The organism is Salinivibrio sp. PR5, assembly GCF_001996085.1.
GTDB lineage: Bacteria > Pseudomonadota > Gammaproteobacteria > Enterobacterales > Vibrionaceae > Salinivibrio > Salinivibrio proteolyticus.
In genome coordinates this window covers 1-19,292 of the sequence record NZ_MUFK01000018.1, presented here as the reverse complement: position 1 = coordinate 19,292, position 19,292 = coordinate 1, and the positions used below count along the sequence as shown (strand labels likewise).

The 19,292-nt window shown below is 48.7% G+C and carries 12 protein-coding genes; 4 read left to right on the top strand and 8 right to left on the bottom strand.

Going from position 1 to position 19,292, the window contains the following annotated elements; translation table 11 throughout:
- The first annotated feature begins 68 nt into the window (after window positions 1–68).
- The 3 genes from BZG82_RS08360 to BZG82_RS08350 all read left to right on the top strand — a co-directional run bounded on the left by BZG82_RS08360 (window position 69) and on the right by BZG82_RS08350 (window position 5,261).
- Complete coding sequence (locus tag BZG82_RS08360; protein ID WP_077765587.1) at window positions 69–3,377, top strand: efflux RND transporter permease subunit; 3,309 nt, start codon at window positions 69–71, stop codon at window positions 3,375–3,377.
- A complete protein-coding gene (locus BZG82_RS08355) occupies window positions 3,374–4,417 on the top strand; it encodes an efflux RND transporter periplasmic adaptor subunit (protein ID WP_077765586.1) in 1,044 nt (347 codons plus the stop codon). Before BZG82_RS08360 ends, BZG82_RS08355 begins: the two co-directional genes overlap by 4 nt.
- A 76-nt stretch (window positions 4,418–4,493) precedes the next feature.
- Window positions 4,494–5,261 carry a substrate-binding periplasmic protein gene (locus BZG82_RS08350; protein ID WP_077480827.1) on the top strand — a complete coding sequence of 256 codons (768 nt, stop codon included), beginning with the start codon at window positions 4,494–4,496 and terminating at the stop codon, window positions 5,259–5,261.
- An 85-nt stretch (window positions 5,262–5,346) separates the two neighbouring features.
- Here the strand turns inward: BZG82_RS08350 and BZG82_RS08345 are convergent, their stop codons facing one another.
- From BZG82_RS08345 to BZG82_RS08315, 7 genes are all read right to left on the bottom strand, one after another.
- Window positions 5,347–6,702 carry a diguanylate cyclase gene (locus BZG82_RS08345; RefSeq protein WP_077765585.1) on the bottom strand — a complete coding sequence of 452 codons (1,356 nt, stop codon included), beginning with the start codon at window positions 6,700–6,702 and terminating at the stop codon, window positions 5,347–5,349.
- Between the two features lie 74 nt (window positions 6,703–6,776).
- On the bottom strand, window positions 6,777–7,508 hold the full coding sequence (locus tag BZG82_RS08340; RefSeq protein ID WP_077765584.1) for a substrate-binding periplasmic protein: 732 nt from the start codon (window positions 7,506–7,508) through the stop codon (window positions 6,777–6,779).
- A 27-nt stretch (window positions 7,509–7,535) separates the two neighbouring features.
- Window positions 7,536–9,089: a methyl-accepting chemotaxis protein gene (locus BZG82_RS08335; protein WP_077480821.1), complete on the bottom strand. Its 1,554-nt coding sequence runs from the start codon at window positions 9,087–9,089 to the stop codon at window positions 7,536–7,538.
- Between the two features lie 75 nt (window positions 9,090–9,164).
- Window positions 9,165–9,902 (bottom strand): substrate-binding periplasmic protein, encoded by a 738-nt coding sequence (locus BZG82_RS08330; RefSeq protein ID WP_077480819.1) that lies wholly within the window; start codon window positions 9,900–9,902, stop codon window positions 9,165–9,167.
- A gap of 284 nt (window positions 9,903–10,186) precedes the next feature.
- Window positions 10,187–12,022: a M4 family metallopeptidase gene (locus BZG82_RS08325; protein WP_077765583.1), complete on the bottom strand. Its 1,836-nt coding sequence runs from the start codon at window positions 12,020–12,022 to the stop codon at window positions 10,187–10,189.
- A 392-nt stretch (window positions 12,023–12,414) separates the two neighbouring features.
- Entirely contained in the window at window positions 12,415–13,527 is a 1,113-nt protein-coding gene (locus tag BZG82_RS16685; protein WP_077481351.1) for a M23 family metallopeptidase, read from the bottom strand.
- A 170-nt stretch (window positions 13,528–13,697) separates the two neighbouring features.
- Window positions 13,698–15,701, bottom strand: a complete 2,004-nt coding sequence (locus BZG82_RS08315; RefSeq protein WP_158011470.1) for a recombinase — start codon at window positions 15,699–15,701, stop codon at window positions 13,698–13,700.
- 219 nt (window positions 15,702–15,920) lie between these two features.
- On the opposite strand from BZG82_RS08315, the gene aqpZ reads away from it, so the two are divergent.
- Window positions 15,921–16,613, top strand: coding sequence for an aquaporin Z (aqpZ, locus tag BZG82_RS08310; RefSeq protein ID WP_077481355.1), 693 nt, complete (start codon window positions 15,921–15,923; stop codon window positions 16,611–16,613).
- A 99-nt stretch (window positions 16,614–16,712) separates the two neighbouring features.
- Here the strand turns inward: aqpZ and BZG82_RS08305 are convergent, their stop codons facing one another.
- Window positions 16,713–18,476, bottom strand: a complete 1,764-nt coding sequence (locus BZG82_RS08305; RefSeq protein WP_077481357.1) for a hypothetical protein — start codon at window positions 18,474–18,476, stop codon at window positions 16,713–16,715.
- Window positions 18,477–19,292: the final 816 nt, after the last annotated feature.

Sequence of the window (19,292 nt, the reverse complement as noted above, 5' to 3'; positions counted from 1 at the left end):
TTAATTAACATTCAGCCATTTTACCTATCGTTTTCTTGTCGTTACTGACATCAGCCAAAGGATCGAATATGCGAGATGCCCAGCCACAAGGTCAGCTGATCACCCGAGTGATGAACAGCTTCTTCCCGCCCATTCTCATTGTGCTCGCGCTGTTGGTGGGCGCGGCGGCACTGTGGCTCACTCCCAAAGAAGAAGATCCGCAAATTGTGGTGCCAATGGCAGATGTGGTGGTACAAGCGCCCGGTTTGAGTGCCACGCAAGTGGCAAAGCAGGTGACGCAGCCGCTCGAGAAAAAAGTCAGTCAAATTGATGGGGTGGAGTATGTTTATTCCACCACCCAAGCAGGCTCCGCGTTGGTTACGGTGCGCTTTTACGTGGGTGAAGATCGCGAGGCAGCCTTGGTGAAGCTTTATAACAAGCTGTACGCCAATCAAGATGCGATCCCAGCTGCTGTGAGCGCATGGGCAATCAAGCCGGTGGAAATTGATGATGTGCCGATTGTGATTGCGGCACTGCGTAGCGAAAACCCTGACCAGCTCGACCATTATGCGCTGCGCCGTATTGCCGAGCAGGCCACCTTGGATCTCAAAGCCCTTCCCGAAACCAATGCGGTGAAGGTGGTAGGTGGTGTGCCGCGTCAGGTGTTGGTCACGCTCGATCCTGCCGCCATGGCTAGCTATCAGATCAGCGTGTCTGATCTCACCAATGCCTTTTCGCTAAGCCATCAAAAGCGTGATATTGGCGATATTCAGCATCAGGGTGAGCGCTATGTATTAAAAACCGGCCAGTGGTATCAAAGCCTTGAGGACATCCGCCATTTAGTGGTGGCGGTGGTCAATGGCAAGCCTGTGTATCTGCAGGATGTGGCCGAGTTATCGGACGGCGCGCAAGAGCCCACCACAGATACCTGGATCCAATCGACCGATGATAGCCAGCCGCATCCAGCGGTGTTTCTCTCGGTGGCCAAGCAAAAAGGCTCGAACGCGGTGAGCGTGGCCGAGGATGTCACCGCCACGCTCAATCATCTGGTCGCCACACAATTTCCCGAGGGCGTGAGCGTTGAGATTATTCGCAATTACGGTCAAACCGCCGATGCCAAAGTAAAAAACTTGGTGTCCAGCCTCGGTATTGCGGTGCTCACCGTGGTGGTCTTTGTTGGCTTGTTCTTAAACTGGCGCAGTGCCTTAGTGGTAGCGATTGCGATCCCAATCAGTTATGGCGCGGCATTAGGGCTGGATTTAGCCTTTGGCTATTCGATTAACCGCGTCACCCTGTTTGCGTTAATTTTGGCGCTGGGACTGATTGTCGACGATCCGATAGCCAGTATCGACAACATTGAACGGCACCTGACCCATGATAATAAGCCGCGTGGACGCACGATTGTGCTGGCGATGTTGGAAATCAAACGCGCATTGATCATGTCGACGGTGGCGATTGTGATTGTGTTTACCCCGATGTTTTTTATCACCGGCATGATGGGGCCGTATATGGCGCCCCTTGCATTCAATGTGCCGGTCAGTGTGGTGATCAGTACCTTGGTGGCGTTTTTAGTCACACCTTGGCTTGCCAAAAAAATTGTCCGCGCTTCCAATAAAGGTGATGACTATCGCATAGAGACCACGCCGCTGTACCGTGGCTACCGACGCGTGTTGCTGCCATTGCTCGAAAGTAATCGTCGCGCCAAAGCGTTTTTATGGCTAGTGGGCGTGTTGTTTGTCATCGCTGCTCTGCTGCCTGCTTTGCGCTTCGTGCCACTCAAACTCTTGCCGTATGACAATAAAAACGAGTTTCAGGTAGTACTGGATTTGCCGGAAACCGCCAATCATGTTGATACCTCCAACGTGCTGCGAGAAATGAACCGTTATCTACAAACGCAAGCCGAGGTGGTGTCGGTATCCGGCTTTTCCGGGCTCGCCTCACCGATGGATTTTAATGGCATGGTGCGCCATTACTTTACTCGCCAAGCGCCTTACCAGGGTGAACTGCGTGTGGTGCTGGTGGATAAGCACCGGCGCACGTTGCAATCGCATGGCTTGGTCACCCGCATGCGTGATGAATTAGAAGCCATCGCAGCAAAATATGATGCCGAGGTGCAATTAGTGGAAATGCCGCCGGGGCCGCCGGTGCTGGCAACCATTGTCGCGGAAGTGTATGGCTCACCAAGCACGCCTTATTCAACCCTGCAAGCGCAAGCGACGCAGGTGGCCGAGCGATTAAAGCGTGAAGCCTTGGTGTCAGAAGTGAGCACCAGTATTCAAGGGCCTCTTTCGAGCTGGCAGTTTGTGGTGGACCAAGAAAAAGCCGCCTTGTCGGGTATTGCCGTGGCCGATATTAACCAAGCGCTCAGGGCCGCGAACCAAGGGGTCACGCTGGCCCATTTAGCGGATGCCGATGAAATGGATCCCTTGCCCGTGAGGCTGCGACTTGCGCCAGATTCCCGTGATCAGCTTGATGCGCTGCTTGCACTGCACGTGCGCGGTCGGGCTGGGGTGGCTAAACAATCGATTCAAGGTGCCTTGGTGGATGCGCCGCAGCCGCTGGTCGCCTTGAGTGAGATCGGTCATTTTGAGCGGCAACCGGTTGATCAGCCTATCTATCATAAAAATTTGCGCCCGGTAGTGTATGTGTACGCCGAACCCACTGGACGCGTGCCGGGCGAGGTGGTCGCCGATGTGATGGCCGACTTTAATCAACCTGAATCGGATAGTGCTCGCCCGCTATCAGCGCGTAGTTATCTGGATAATGGCGCGGGTGATGGCTGGCAAGTTGATGAGAATATCGAGGTGGTATGGAGTGGTGAAGGAGAGTGGAAGATCACCATTGATGTCTTCCGTGATCTGGGGATTGCCTATGGCGCAGCACTGCTGGGCGTCTTTATAGTGATGCTGATACAAACTGGGCTACCGGCGGTATCGGGCATTATTATGCTCGCGATCCCGCTGACCGTGATTGGCATCATGCCGGGTTTTTGGTTGCTCAATGGCTTAAGCGGTGAGATCAACGGCTACCCAAATCCGGCGCTATTCACCGCCACCGCGATGATTGGCATGATTGCATTGGCAGGGATTGTGGTGCGTAACTCACTGGTGCTGATTGAATTTATTCAACAGTCACTTGCACAAGGCATGGCGCTGAGTGAAGCCCTAGTACAAGCAGGCGCGGTGCGAATGCGGCCTATTCTGCTCACCGCCGGCACCACCTTATTGGGGAATGTGATTATCACCCTCGACCCTATTTTCAATGGCTTAGCGTGGGCAATTATTTTCGGCATTGCCGCGTCTACCGTGTTTACCTTGCTGGTTGTGCCTGTGGTATACAACCTTGCGTATCAACATCACCCGACCCATGGCTTATCAGTAGAAGGAGAGGATGCATGAAGGCAAAAAAAGGCTTACTCGCACTGGTGCTAGGCACTGGGTTATTGGTGTTATTTTTGGCGATGGCTGGCGCCTTTACCGAGAAAGTGGCGTCAGAGTCGCCCCCAAAATCTGTCGCAAGCGATATGAAAACGCTAACACTGGAAGCGGTCGAGCAGCCGCAAACGCGTACCTTCTCGGGTAAGCTAGTGGCACGACAAAACGCCACGCTGGCAGCGCGGATGACGGCCACCGTCGCGGAAGTGTTGGTTGATGTCGGTGACCGCGTTGAGCAAGGCGATGTATTACTGCGTTTAGATAATGCCGACCTCAGTGCCAAAGTTCGCCAAGTGCAACAAGCCTTGGCCTCGGCGCAATCGCAACTGAATACCGCGCGCAGTGACTACCGACGAATGGAGACCTTGTTAGCGAAAAAGCTGGTGCCTCAATCTCAGTTTGATGAAGCGGAAAATCGCTTAAAAACGGCGCAGTCTGATTATCGCCGCGCTCTTGCTGCGGTGGACGAGGCAGAAACCCAATTTGGTTTTAGTCTGGTGCGAGCGCCTTTCTCAGGCGTGATCACGGAAAAGATCATCAACCAAGGTGATACGGCAACACCGGGCGCGGCGATGTTATCCCTGTATAACCCTGCCAGTATTGAAGCGATGGTGAATATGGCTGAGTCTGTTTTGCCTTTTGTGGCGATTGGCCAATCGTTAACGGTTGAATTGCCCACCTATGATAAAACGTTGACAGGTATGGTGCGCACGATGACGCCCGCCGCCGATACGAGCTCACGCAGTTATCGTGTCGTGGTGACACTGCCGCATTCGGATCCTAACGATAGCTTGCTGCCGGGCATGTTTGCAAAAGTGACCGTGTCACAAAAAGCAGAGTCTGAGCTTTACTTACCGAGCAATGCGTATTATCAAATTGGACAACTTAACTATGTGAAGGTGCTCGACGCGGGTAAGGCCAAGACTCGGCTGGTATCGCTCACACAGCAAGGACGTGTACGTAAGGGGTTAAAGCCTGGCGAGGTAGTTATATTGAATCCGTAAAAAATGCAGTGATTAAGGTCGCGTTATCGAGAATATCATCAATACTTAGAGTGAGGTTTCCTAATAGGAGTTCACTATGAAAATTGCGATACTTTCTGCAACTGCCCTTGTTGGCACGCTCGTCGCTAGTCCAGCATTAGCGCTTGATACTTCCTCTATCAGCGCCTGCGGTGATGGAGCTGGCTGGCCACCTTTCCACTATAAAAAAGGTGATAATATCGAGGGGTATGATGTTGACGTTCTGAACAATATCTTCGGTAAAGAAGGCGTTAACGTATCGGTTGAAATGCCTCCTTGGAAACGTTGCGTATTAGAAACGAAAGCAGGCAATTATGATATAGCGTTGAGCGCATCGTACAATGAAGAGCGTGATCGGGATTATCTACTTACCGACTACTACTATACTCTTCAACCCAGTTACATCTACTCAACTCGCCAAAATCCTAATGGCCTGAATATAAGCTCAGTAGAAGATTTAAATGGGTTGAGAATGTGTGGCCTTCTTGGCTATAACTACACAGGCTTTGGTGTTGACGACAGTAAAGTCAGAAAATCAGCAAAAAGCTTTGATCAATTAGTGCAAAAAACCGAAGCAGGCCGTTGTGATGTATTCTTGGCGCGTTATGAGATATTGGCTGGATTTAAAGTTGCGCAAGGCACTGATTATCTCGCTGGCGGAATGCAAGTAGAGCCAATTCCTGGAAACAGTGGTGATAAATTCCACATGATGATTTCTAGAGAGCACCCAGAAGCGAATGCTATCAAAGCAATGCTTGATGAAGGTGTGAAAGAAATGCGTGAATCAGGCCAACTGCAAGAGATATTGGATAAGTACTTAAATTAGTCTACCAATAGATATTTAAAGATACATTTACCAAGATAAAAAAGAGGTGTGGCCACCTCTTTTTTATTCTTATTTCAGAGCTTGCTCAATTTATCTTTTCTTTCGTGGGACGTTCACGTTTTCCCAATGTCTTGACGCGATACATATCATGGTCAGCGGTAGCCATGACTTCGTATAGGCTTTGTGGTGACTCATGATCGTATAGCGCGTGACCGATACTTAATGACGGATAGAGTTTATAGGTTTGCCATGCACATGCACGGGATTCTACCGAGGTCTTGATGCTGTTGATAATACTATTTACATCGCCGGGTCGAGCATCTCTTAGTACGGCAATAAATTCATCGCCCCCCATTCTCGCGACAATATCTGAGGCTCGAACACTCTGACGCAGGCGTAAGGCCACGTGGGCGAGTAAAGCATCTCCGGCTTCGTGGCCGTATACGTCGTTAGTCAACTTAAAGTCATTTAAATCGATATTCAGCAGTACGAATGACTCCTTTCGTTCAGTCGTGAGCTTTTCTAACAAATCAATGGCAAAACGACGATTAGGCAGTGTGGTTAGTTGGTCTTGGAACGCTTGCTCCTTCGCCTTTAAAAAGCTGCGATAAAATAGGCCGATCATACCGTAAGTTGCTAAGACAAAGGAAATACAGATGGCATAAACGAATACACTTAATTGTTTGACTTGAGGTGTTTGTGCAATCGTATATTGCGCAGCCAAAGTCCATTCGCCATTGGGGAGACTAATGGGGACCACAAAGTCGGCATTGAAAAAAGTGTCTTGCGAGCCATAAAAGTAATCTAGCGTTTCTGTATTCTTTATGGCAACGGAGGCCCCTGCGAGATTAAAGAGGCCCGACTCTTCAAACAGTTTGTTGTAATTGATCACGACACTGACGCCACCCCAGTAAGAACTTTTATCAATGGGAGATAAAAAAATGGGGAAGCGCGCGATAATCGCCTGTCCACCTTGCACAAGGTCCACCGGGCCTGCAATATAAACGTCTGCGAGGTTTCTTGCCCGAAGTACCGTTCGATACTGTTCCGGCCGAGCGCGGAAATCGAGCCCTATCGCTGCTTCATTTCCCTTTAGTGGATAGACGTGGCTAATCACATCATTGGGTGCGAGCCCAACGTTTCTCACATAACTGGCTTTGGTGAGGAGTTTACCGGCAACGTCATCCCAACTTGCCATGGCGAATTCGGGGTCAATCGCAACAACGGTCGCAAGGCTATCGGCGAGGTAAGTGTCTCTAAATATCGCCGCTTCAATACGGGAGCGAATGAGTGTGGCCTTACGGTTGATGTCTTCTTGCTCCTCTTTAATCACTTGTTCAATGATATAATTATGCGTGCTGACAATGGCCAGCCCAGCAAGCAGTGCAAAGCCTAATGAAAACACTAAAAACCATCGATTGAATTGTCGCTTAAAAAGCATCGCACACCCTACAAATAAAAAAGAAGGGGCTGGTGCATCCCTTCTTTTAGTGTATCCGATATTTTTACTTTCGATCACTTAATGCCATATTTTTCAACGATTTTATCGAATGTCCCGTTGGCTTTTATTGCTTCGAGTCCTTTGTTATAGGCATTAATAAATAGCGCACCGTCTGGATTCGCTTTACCGGAGGTGACGTGAAGCGGTTTCGATGACAGGGGCTTATTCGTAAACGCAAACGCATTTGCGCCCATACCTTCTTCTTTCATCACGGACAGCGCGACAACCTTGTCTTCTAAGGTGAGATCGATACGATTAGCGAGTAATTTCTTCAAATTTGTGACTAGGTTATTCGCTTCTGGCTTATCAAAACTGTCTGAGGCAAGAAACGCATCGCCATACCCATAGTCGCGGATGATACCAACCGTTTTTCCGTCTAGCCCACTAAGGTCGGAAAATTGGAAGCTGTCACCGGCGCGCTTGATAAATGTCAGCTCATTGGTGAGATAAGAATCGCTGTAGTGTAAAAAATCAGTGCGAGCTTCGGTGTACCAAGTGGCCGGCAGCAAATCGATGGTGCCTTTACTTACCGAATCTAGCGCGCGTGCCCAAGGCATGTTTTTGAACTCAACGTCATAGCCTTGCGTTTTCATCGCTTCGGTTAATAACTCAACCGAGATACCGGGCATGGAGGCATCAGACGTTACAAACGGCGGCCAAGGGTCTTGGGCGGCTGTTAATGTGCGCGCCATCACCCCTGGTACCATCAAAAGAAACAGTAAGCCAACTGTAAATATCTTTTTCATTGTCGCTCCTTGTGATGTACCAGATTGTTATGTTTTAAATTTACCCATCTGTCCTTTAATGTTTTCACTCAGCTCCAGCACTTTGTCTGTTCGAGCCGCGTTATCTTGCGCACCTTCGGTCACATAATTCGTGGCGTCTGACGCTTCGTTGATCGCTTGACTGACTTCATCAATGGCTTGACGTTGTTCGTCAGTTGCTTGCGAGATTTGTCCACTACGCTCGGAAATATCGGTGATGGTTTCGCGCACTTGGCTGACCGACTCTTGCGACTCAGAGACGCGACCGGCAGTGCTCTCTAGGATGCTACCGATACGTTTGATCTCTTTCTCCACTGACTCAGTCGCTTCGCTCAATGATTTGATGTTGGATTGAATTTGCTCGGTCGATTCACTGGTTTTGACTGAGAGACTGCGCACTTCATCGGCAACCACTGCGAATCCGCGACCCTGCTCGCCGGCGCGCGCTGCCTCAATGGCGGCGTTGAGCGCGAGTAGGTTGGTTTGCTCGGAAATATCATTAATCACGTTCACCACATCGGAGATCTTCTCGCCTTCCTCTAGCAGCTTGTGCATCTCGGCGTTGACGTTCTCCATCTCAGAACGCATGTTGATAATTTCAGACGCAGAGCTTTCGATGGTGTGATACACCTGATTGACCAAATCAGTTGCCCCCTGCGCGTGGCTTGCAGCGTCGTTCGCGGTATCAGCAACGGTTGCAATCGACTGATTCATTTCAGTCGCTGCTGCTGCAACAGTAGAAAGGCTTTGTTTTTGTTGCTCGAGGCGCTCGGCGTTTGTCCGTGCCATCTGTCCGCTTTGTGCTGCGACTTCAGCCAAATTGATAGAAGCTTGCGTCACTTCGTTGACGATCTCGCGCAAAGACGCGGTAAAGTGGTTGATGTGCTCAGTGATCTTCGCGAATTCTTTATATTTTGGTTCCGGGATCACTTTGGAGAGATCGCCATCGCCACTGGCCAGTTCGCGGACGCGTTCGGTGAGGTCGTTAAGTGGTTTCACCACGGTCGCGGTCAGGGCTAAGATCAAAAACACAATCATCACCGCATCAAGTACAAGCAGCTCGATAATATTGCGATACAGGGTATCGGCGAGGGCCGCTTCTAAGCGGTCAGTGTTATAAAATACCTGTACCGTACCGACTTTGTTAGTCTCCCCGTACTCGGTGAAAGACAGTTCACTCTCTTCTTTAGGCATGGCTTCATAGTATGCCTGCTGATCGGCGCCAATATCGACGGGAGGACGCTTTTCTCCATCTTCTGAGGGAGGTCCGAGGCGTAAAAATAAGATGGCTTCGCCTTGGTTATCTAACACCCGAACGCCTTTAATGTCGGGAGCTTTTAACTCGGCGGAGATCGAGAGCTTGGCCGCTTCAAGGTCAAAATCCCAAATTGCTTTGGGCAAGCTCAGCTTCATACGATTGGTTGCGTTGTCCACTGTGGCGACAAGTGCGCTATTGAGTTCCTGCTTGGTGTCTTGGTAATCAATGTAGCTGGAGATCCCCAACACGACCGAAACAGCAATAACTACTTGCGTTACAAATATTGCTTTCAGACTTTTAAACATAGCGTTCATCTTCCATCTATTTCCACGCCCAGTGGTACAGCAGTGCTTTCCCACTTAACTTTGGTGCAGCGCCTCCTAGTTGCCTAGGTGGCTTTGCATAATCTGTTCGATATCAATTTTTTTCAGGCCTTCATTGACGATGTCACGCCATTTTCGTCCCTCTTCATTGTCGGCAAAGGCAATGTAGAGTTTTTTGTCGACAAGAAGCTTCTTGTTCATCTGTAGCTTGTCTTTCACAGCACTCAGTGCAGGGTCATTTTCTTTAAGATAAGCCAGCACGTTGGCGTCGATGACCGCAAGTGGAAGACGTTCGCGACCGACTTTCTGTAAATTCTGCGTGTCATTCGTCACAGCAGATGATTTAAGCGTGCCATTGGCAATCCGCGCATCCAGCTCTGGTGTGTTCACATAGCCTCGCACCACGCCTATCGTGTGTGAAGCCAGATCATCCAATGAGGACCATTCAATCGGTTGATTGGTGTTTTCGACAAAACCAAGGGGTCCAGTTCCTATCGGGTCGGAAAAGAGTAACTCGTCAGTCTCGTAGTAATATTCGGGAAAATACCCCGCATATTGGGTATCGTTTTTGACCAAGTACACGGTGCGAGACCAAGGATAAAACTCAACATTGAGTTCGTGTCCCATTGCTTCAACTGCGGCCCTAACAACTGCAACCGATGCGCCTTGTTCAGGCAGGCTATTRCCCGAGTAGGGCGGCCACTCAAGGGATGGCATGGTGAGGACGTCGGCGCGTGCGCTAGCAGATACCATAATGCAAAGCGATAATGCCATGGTGAACAAATGCTTGAGCATAGTCCCTCCGATTTTTGAGTCCTTACTTCAGCATAGACGACAAACAAAACGCTGAGAGAAATGATCGACATTCAGCGTTTTGGCTTGGTTATGTGCGAAATAAAACTGATCTTAAAATTATGTTTTTATTTGCGTTATTTGAGTTTTTTATGGAAAAAGAAAGATAGCGCTTGGTGTGCAAAAAGCTAAGCACGTTATGAACTGTCTATGAAGTTAGCGTTTTTCGGGTAAATGGTGGACAAAAAAGCGCCGCTACGGAAAGCGGCGCTGAGGACGGTGAGTAATTAGTTGCGAACTAAGCTCACACCCGAGTAGTTAGAGTAGCCGCGAACCATCACATGGTATATTTCGTCATCTTTTGCGTTGACAGTGCATGATTCTTCATTGCCATAGTCAAAAGGACGGCAGTCCCAATCGCTTGTGGTGGGGGCGCTACCAGCTTTTACATATAAGTCGGCATCGCCTGTACCACCACTCATGGTGACTTTTACCGAACGGTTGCTATCAACAGTGAAAGTGAAGAGCTCAGAAGAACCACGACTACCACTCAAACCGGTTTTTGGTTCGTTAGGGAGTAACACAGAACCTGAGTTGTCGTCAGAACAGGCAGAGGTATTAACGCCCACGGTATTAAAGGCTGCAACCACATCGGCTTCGTTGTAGTTGAGATCTTTTGCGGCCTTAACGACACCACAACCACCCTCATCAAAGGTACTATTGGCTGTCCAGTAAAGCTGGTTGGCAACGGTGAAGACTTCAAAACCTTTGCGGACATCCCAGTTTGGCTTATTCGCAAGGAGATAGAAGGCACGGTTAAAGACACCACTTGAATAGTGCACGTTCATGCCTGAGTAGTATTGATCGACATGGTCAATGGATTTGCCATCGCGCGAAGGCTGTTCAAAGTAACGCAAACCGCCCGATCCCTTGAAGATATCCGCACCGACAATCCAGTCTACGTCGCCATGCATGTAGAACTCAGCCGCTTCACCGGCGATATCAGAGAACGCCTCGTTAATACCACCCGACATGTTACGGTATACCAATCCAGAGTTTTGCTCTGTGAAACCGTGACTGACTTCGTGGGCGCTAACGTTGATATCAACCAATGGATAAAACGTTGATTGACCATCACCGAACGTCATTGAGCTACCATTCCAGAAGGCATTTTCATAACCCTTGCTGTAATGGACTCGCATCGTCAACTGGAAGGTCAATGGCGCCGTGTTCATCCAATCTTTGTACATATTGAAAACGACATGACCAAAGTAATGCGCGTCATTCAGCGGGGAGTATGCGCCGTTAGTGTATTTTGTATCGTTGTAGTTGGTGCCATCTGGACATGGGTATGTAAATGCGTTGGTGCCTGATGTGCCGTGGTTCAGGTTAACCGTTTTGACGTTGTCGGTTTCCATGGTACACACATCGTCCACTTTATCGACGGGGAAGTCATCATAGTCCGTGCCGTACAAATATTGGCCCGTTTTTTCATTTCCCCCCGGACCAGTACCACCGGCAGCTGCATGATTGATCCCATCCCACTGGCTAATGATTTCACCGGTTTCCGCGTCAACCATATAGAAAGGACGCTTAGGCTCTTCGGCGGCGACGAAGAAATCCACGATATACACGAGCTGTGCTTTTTGGTTTTCATCGAGTTGAACGACCAGTCTGGTGTTCTCATTTTCAAAGGGAGCCGAGGTGAGGGTGGTCTGGCTCTGTGTGAAGTGTACCTTCGCAGCCCCTAAGGCATCTTGGCTATTCAATGCAGGCGCGACTGTCATGATGTCTTCAGTAAGGCCTTGTGCCATAGTGCCGTAAACATCGCTGCGTTTTCCGGCTTTTTCAGTAGCAACCACATTGGTATCTAGTACAGGAACGCCTTGGTAGGTTTGCTGATAGCGAACTTTGACTTTACCGTTAGGCAGCGTGACGCGTTTTACTTCTTTAAAACCTAGCGGGTTGGCTGAGGAGCCCATTGGGGCGTATACACCGATTGGTTGGTCGAGAACCTGACTCAGAACGGTGTCATCGGTCACATTAATTAGCTCTGCGCTAAGTGCGGGTGTGCTTGCAAAAACCCCTGTGGTGACTAACCAAGTCAACTTGGATAATTTCATTTTTATTGCCCTATTTTTTGTTGAAAGATTCCTTTCTCCCCAACGGCTTAATAGGAAGACGAGCGTGCTGCTCGTCGATCAAACGTGGCTTATAGATAACAATATTTACAAGGCTTTTTATTTTTTGTTTGTATAGATTTTGTTACAAAAAGCCTGTATTTGATTGGATTTTTGAGAGGTGTGTCTTGTTTTATGATTCTGATTTATATAGATATTATTATCTATTAATAATTAAGTGACAAAAAAATCGTACAGAATAAATGACTGTTTTATTTTGAGAGGTTATCCGCAAGTTTTATGAATGTTGTTGTTATGTAAAATAAAGATAAAGGCCACAAATTAAGTGGCCTTTATGTCAGTATTGGAAATGTGAAGTGCACGCATTAATGCGATTATGGATTGGTGATACGACGCCATAGACACACTTTATTCCCGGTTTGCGTTTGAGTAAGCCACGTATAACGACAGTCGTTATCGTAGCTATAGCGGCCCGTTTGTATACGATAACTGCCTAATACCGCATCTTGCATGGAGACGAAACGACCATTTTTGAGTAACGAGAAATGTAAGTGAGGTCCGGTCGAGGAGCCTCCTTGGCACAACGCCACAGAACGCTGGCTGGCGTAGGTGCCGAGTTTGGTATTTTTGCCCACCCACTGATTGTTGCGCACTTGAATGCCGTCCATGTGATAGTAATTGGTTGCCCAACCATTATCGTTAGTGACCCGCACTTGGCAGCGCGATAGTACGGTGACATAACCATCGTGGGCGGCAGTCACACTGTAAGTTGTGCCTCCCCATTGCGGCCAATCATAAGAGACATCAATAGAAGAAAGCGGAAAACCGGATCCTGAATGGGCATGTGGGCCATTTGGGATCCAGGCGTAGCCTTGTCGCCACGGCCATTGCATAAACCCTGCAGGTGGCGCAACTAAGCTGCGTGATGAGATGGCATGTTGCCCTAGGGGTTTTTGGTCACCAAACCATGCTTGGTAACGTGTCTGCCATGTCTGCCAGTCACTCGGAGAGTGGAGAGTGCTGACAAGAGTCTGTGTGGCATGTCCCAGCGTGGCATCAGAGGTCTGCGTGTTGGGCTGATAAAGCAAAGCGGACAACGTGGATGCGGTTTGCTCGATGGCCTGTAGCAACTTCAGTTCGCTGATCCGATCGAGGGCGATATCCTGCTCTAACTCCGGCGCATTAGTGATGAGGGTGGTGATCAATATACGTGGATCAATCCCTGACGCACCGCTCCAATGCATAATCGCCTCGCTCACCGGTTGCCAGTGTGGCAATTGCTCGGCGAGAAAATCATCAATGTTAAATGGGTGACGGCGCGGTTGAAAGAGCAAATCGGTTTCGGTGACAAGCTGGTCCGGCACCCCGACGTCCTCTAAGACAGCAGCCGGACGCATGGGTGTATGGTTTGCGATCAAAGTGTGTGCGTGCGCAGCGCTAGTGCTCACCATCAAGCAGGCGAGTACGAGACGAGATAAACGAAACATGACTAGCTCTCCTTTCATTTAATGAACGGTAATATTGGCATGGTATGTATATTTATCTGGTCACTTGATCGTTGTTGCGAGTGTGTAGAAAGCTTGCGTGTAATTGTTTGCACGTAGCACATGAAGGCTGTGATGCAGGCCGATAAATAGCCTGCATCACAGCAAAATAACTAGGGTGTCCGTTTGTGGTTGGGTGGTGAGTTTTTAGCCATCGGTGCGGTGTTTTGTGGCCAGAACAAACAAGCGGGATGTTGCTTAATCTGGGTAAATACAGCGGTCCGTACGGACTTGATATCAAGCTCACAACTGCGTGAGCGAAGTGCCACAAATAAGGCCAATCCGAAGCTCACCCACAGGTTGATAAACCCAATCATCAGCACAAAGAACAGGCTAGAAAGAAAGGCCAACACACCGTGAAAATCGCTCACATGCGCGTAACCAATATTGGCGGAAGAGAAGGCGACATGGCGAATATCCAAGGGAATATCGACTAAGTAACCCACATAACTGGTCATGCCGAGCAAAAAGCCAAAGATCAGGTTGCCACCCAAAGCGCCGTAATTATCGTGAATATAAAAGGCGACCTTCTCACGCCGTGACTCAGGCACGATGCGCATGAGTGGATGGGCGACAAGGCGATCTTTCAATTCAATGTAGTCGGCGCGATTATCGAGAATGCCCGTAATGATCCCAGATAGAAACAGCCACACACCAGCAATCGCGGCGTAAAGCCATGCCATGCCACTGAAAGGCATAATAGACTGTTTTTGATAGTCAATTTGCTCGGGTGACAACAACGCATCGCTGAAAAAATGCATAAACGCCCAACTGACCAGCACACTACAGCTAATGGCTGCGACAATATTGCCCCACACGGCGAACCACTGGGAACGATTTACATCGATCAACAAGCGGGCTAGCTTTTTACTTCGGGTTCGCCCTTGCTTATTCTTCTCAACATGGGCAGCAAAATTCGCCGCTGTCATGGCCGGTTGCTTGGTCGCAATCGTAAAATGCAGCACATGCACCAGCATAAAACCGACACCGTAATTTAAACTGACCAGAAAGGCGCTTTTAAACGGTGAAAGTTGCAGCGTATCAATGTAGATTTTTACCCACGCAAGCAAGGCTATAATCACGCCCGCGCCGCACGCGCCCTTCAGAATATTGAGATAGTCCTTTTTCGTTTTGGCAATATAGTGCTCACCATGATTGCTTTTGTTTTGCGTCACGCTTTGCGAGAAAGTGCGAGTGCTTTTGCGATAGATGGCACGCACGCTGTTACGCTCCGTGACCGAGGTCAGCAATTGTTGCCACAAATTCAGTACACAGCGCGCCTTTTGATGCGGATGACGAAAGTCAAGGATTTGAAATAAGAGCACCATGCGGTTGAGGGTTTGATCTAAACGCTCAAGCATGTGTGATGCGTGTGTTGAGAAGCCAAATTGGCTGATCCCACGGGTGCGGATCCGTTTTACTTGAAGCTGGCACTGTTCAATCATTACCCAGAAGTGCGCGGTATCCACCGAATCAATCTCACCCTCCTTGATGGTCGCCACCAATTGACTGGTTTCGCGCTGCAGGGCAATAAACGGCGAGTCCACTTCGTTTAAACGGCGATCAATCCGCAGTAGCTCAGGATCGAGTTCTTCCGCCGCAACCCAAATCGCTAACATTTCTAGCGAATAACAAAGCTCACTTTTAATGTATTCGCCGGTTGTGCGAATGGCTTCAGGGGATGCACTTTTCACCAGCAAGCGATAGAGCTTAAACCAGCATTTAGACGAAATAGCATTCACCCAAACCTTGTCTTCGCCACCGACGAAATAGCTTAATAAGTCGTTGATATCGTTGCAGCGTTTGGGTGGCGGATTGATCTTATTATAAAGGCGACGAAAGATTTCCGTCACCAATCCATTTTTAGAAAATATGCCCAATTGGACAAAAGCTGGAGACAGCTTAATGGTTTTGGCTTCATTGCAAATACTGTTCGCAAACAACGATGCCTGAGAGGGGGAATTGGCGAGGGCAAGGACAAGCTGCTCAAGGCGCAATTCTGCGAGTTCGGGCTCACCTTCACGAAGATAAGTAAAAAATACATTAAGACGCTCTGTGTCTGTTTCACACAGAGAAAACCCGTCTATCACTTTAAAAGCCGGTGTTATTGCAGGCATAGATTTTCTTATCAGTCGATAATAAACGCGCGCGTAGTCTACAAGAGCGAGAAAGCAGGGGGAAGCAAAAGCGCTCATTGGCAGTATGGCACAATGCAATCACGTCCTTTATTTTTAGCCATCGCGACATAATGCTGTCTACTTATTGATACCTTAAACACAATGTGTGCCTATACTCATCACATTATTAGTCATGCGAGTCAAAAAAAGGAGACACGGATGAATAAGTATGGTGCAGAGTTTTTTGGCACATTTTGGTTAGTTTTGGGCGGGTGTGGTAGTGCGGTATTGGCTGCTGCGTTTCCAGAAGTGGGGATTGGGTTGCTCGGCGTATCGCTCGCCTTTGGTCTTACTGTATTAACCATGGCGTTTGCCATTGGCCATATTTCTGGCTGCCACCTTAATCCAGCGGTGTCCATTGGCTTATGGGCGGGAGGGCGTTTTCCCGCTAATCAACTGCTCCCTTACATTATTGCCCAAGTTTTAGGGGGGTTAGCGGCTGGTGGCGTGTTGTACCTGATTGCGAGTGGACAAGCCGGATTTGATGTCTCGAATGGATTTGCCGCGAATGGTTATGGTGCGCATTCACCGGGCCAGTATAGCTTAACCTCGGCGCTGATCTCGGAAGTGGTGATGACCATGATGTTTTTAGTGGTGATCCTCGGTGCCACCGACCAACGCGCCCCTCAAGGTTTTGCACCGATTGCCATTGGGCTGTGTTTGACGTTGATCCACCTTATTAGTATTCCCGTGACTAACACCTCGGTGAACCCGGCCCGTAGTACAGGGGTAGCGCTTTACGTGGGCGATTGGGCCACTGCACAATTGTGGTTATTCTGGGTTGCCCCCATCGCTGGCGCGATATTGGGCGCTTTCGTATACCGCTTTATCGGTAACGAGAAGGAGTCATGAGTTTGGACCGACGCTCGACGGCGAGCAAAACAAGGCCTTACGACTGAAAAGATGTCGCCAGCCAGCCGGCGACACCTAAGCCATTTATATGAAAAGCATTTATTGGGGATTACGCGCACTGGCAGGACGAGGTGGCCAGGCTTGCTCAGGCGGTGCAAAGGATGGCTTGCCTAACACCGGCGAAGAGAGCACGTAGATCCCGTGATTAGTGAACAGCCAAAATAAGTTACGGTCATATTCCACATAGACACTGTGTGACAAATTCCCCATCGCATAACTGGCAACTTCATCTTCCTTGAACGGCGGCACGAAGTACGCCGCAATCGCAGGTTGTTGTGGGTCACGAACATCGAATACCTGCAGGCCAGCGTTATAAAAATTATAAGGAAGAATACCTTGGCGGCCGATACCGGGCTGGGTGTAAGCACCGGTACGTTTTGGGCCGAAGCTGCCGCGACGTTGACAAAAATCCGTAAAAGCAGCCTCTTTCGGTGGGATTGGACGTGGTAACACGCCGACTTTTTTCGGCTGCGCGGGATCCGACACATCAATAATATGCACGTCTTTATAGGGTTCAAAACACTCTTCATTAAGTGGATAACCGCTAAAGTAGACGAGGCCTGTTTGTTCGACTTGGGATACATCGATAAAGTCGCCCTCTGTCCCCGCTACGCTGGGCTCAAAGTCAAGGTGACTCACCACTTGCATCTGCTCTGGATTGGAAATATCGACCACATAGAAACCAAGCCCGCCCATCGCGGCATAGCCATATTTCCCGCCTTCTTCGACCGGTGTCGGAATAAACAGCGACATACGAGCGCCCATCCAAGAGGTACGATTCCCTGCGCGAGGGTTATTGAGATACGCTTTTTGATGCGCAGGTTGGTTAAGAATTTGCCCCGGCACTGCCAATTGATCCATAAATATTGGGTTGGCCGGATCAGACATATCCCACGATTGATAACCCGCGGAATATAAATCATTGCCATATTCGGTTAATGCATAACTGGCATCGGGTGCGGCCGCAACAATCATGGTCTTTCCCCCAAACCAAGTGGGAATATCGCGCACGCCCGACCCTTGTTGTTCACCCACCTTAGCGTCTGGGTGGTTAATATCGGTGCTTCGCTCTGCGATTAATGTCCATTGGTCCGGAAGTGGGCCATGCATGTCATACACCTTAAATCCTTTTAAATGCTTGGCATGACGGATTTGTGCGACTTTTTCCGGCTGGGTGAATTTATCTTTCAATAGCCCGAAGCGACGGATCTCAAAGGCCTGCACCATCACATAATTCTGTCGAGCCTCGCTCCACTGTATGCTGGCCGCGCCAAACATATCACCAGTGGGATAGGGGTTCACTTCTTCCCCTTGAGGCCCATTTGGCCCCCATTGCTTACCGCGGGTATACAACAACTTCAGATCTTTTGGGTTTGTAATATCAAAGATCTTTAGATCGCGCCGCACATACTGATACAGATACCGCCTGCCATCAAAATCGACAATATTTTGCCACGTGTGGAAGGGCTCAACCGTGATGGGGTAATAGGCCTCTACCGTCATGTTTTTGCTATACGTTTTGTCATCCCAATAATCGAGTAACCCATCAAATGGCTTGGGTGTGTAGGCATGGTAGGTTCGCTGAGGATGAATAAACTGACCCGTTTTAGGGTCCATGCCATAGCTGGTAGGGTCTGGATTGTCGGGCTTGTGGTTTCCTGTTAGCGCGACAACCTTTTTAAGCCAAGGATCATGAATAGTATCTTGAGTGCCTTCAGCGCTTGCTGCCGATAGCGCAACAGTGGTGGATAAAAGTGCGAAAAGGGATCGCCATCCCTGCTTGTATATGGCGTGATGTCGCATAACAACGTCTCCGTGTTGTGTGGGAAAATAGACCAATACTCGCCATATATTAAATTGGTTTCATAAAGTTACTGCGATAACCCCCTGATCCTATTGTTTTTGTAGGCAAAGCCATGTCAGCCATTGCGCCGCACAAAACCTGCCGCCGCTAACATTTTGGACAATTAAGCACGAAAAAATCAGCACGGCTTTGATAAGCTAACCTGACAACGCTGACGGAAAACGTGAGTTAGGTACCGAGAACTGATCGGCGGTAGCGTGGGAAATACTAGATGGATAACCAGCTTATCGGTGGAAGCACGCCAATTGAGTGCACGCTTTGTCGGCGCTCATTCACACTATCCCAGAACGCGAAAACAGAAAGTAAGCATAATCAATAGATTAGAGAATTGGGTGTGGTGATAGTATGAACGCATTACCAGAGATAGGCGGCATGCACACTTTCTCGGAAAAGAGACAGGCCGGAATGACGAAAAATTGGTATAATAACATAAGCTTAGATAAGATAAGTTGCGTATAACGATTTTGAGAAATCGAGCATGCGCACTAATACAATGTTAATGGTCACTACTAATGATATCTGAATCTCAATACTGGAAAGATGACCTAGCAAAGAATGTTGAATTCATTCATAAGAAGCTATTTCAAACCGTATGGAGAGATGCTTCATACGCAAATTTAGAAAAACGGATAATGCTTTCTTGTTATATCGTCAGGAAGTTATCGGAATCTAATAAAATTACAAAAGAGCTATTTACTGAGCCAGTAAATATTTATAGCAAAAGAGCTATTTACTGAGCCAGTAAATATTTATAG

Excerpts from the sequence above, each read along its gene's own strand:
- BZG82_RS08360 (WP_077765587.1), top strand. The coding sequence starts at position 69 with ATGCGAGATGCCCAGCCACAAGGTCAGCTGATCACCCGAGTGATGAAC.
- BZG82_RS08355 (WP_077765586.1), top strand. The coding sequence starts at position 3,374 with ATGAAGGCAAAAAAAGGCTTACTCGCACTGGTGCTAGGCACTGGGTTA.
- BZG82_RS08350 (WP_077480827.1), top strand. The coding sequence starts at position 4,494 with ATGAAAATTGCGATACTTTCTGCAACTGCCCTTGTTGGCACGCTCGTC.
- BZG82_RS08345 (WP_077765585.1), bottom strand. The coding sequence starts at position 6,702 with ATGCTTTTTAAGCGACAATTCAATCGATGGTTTTTAGTGTTTTCATTA.
- BZG82_RS08340 (WP_077765584.1), bottom strand. The coding sequence starts at position 7,508 with ATGAAAAAGATATTTACAGTTGGCTTACTGTTTCTTTTGATGGTACCA.
- BZG82_RS08335 (WP_077480821.1), bottom strand. The coding sequence starts at position 9,089 with ATGTTTAAAAGTCTGAAAGCAATATTTGTAACGCAAGTAGTTATTGCT.
- BZG82_RS08325 (WP_077765583.1), bottom strand. The coding sequence starts at position 12,022 with ATGAAATTATCCAAGTTGACTTGGTTAGTCACCACAGGGGTTTTTGCA.
- BZG82_RS16685 (WP_077481351.1), bottom strand. The coding sequence starts at position 13,527 with ATGTTTCGTTTATCTCGTCTCGTACTCGCCTGCTTGATGGTGAGCACT.
- BZG82_RS08315 (WP_158011470.1), bottom strand. The coding sequence starts at position 15,701 with ATGCCTGCAATAACACCGGCTTTTAAAGTGATAGACGGGTTTTCTCTG.
- aqpZ (WP_077481355.1), top strand. The coding sequence starts at position 15,921 with ATGAATAAGTATGGTGCAGAGTTTTTTGGCACATTTTGGTTAGTTTTG.
- BZG82_RS08305 (WP_077481357.1), bottom strand. The coding sequence starts at position 18,476 with ATGCGACATCACGCCATATACAAGCAGGGATGGCGATCCCTTTTCGCA.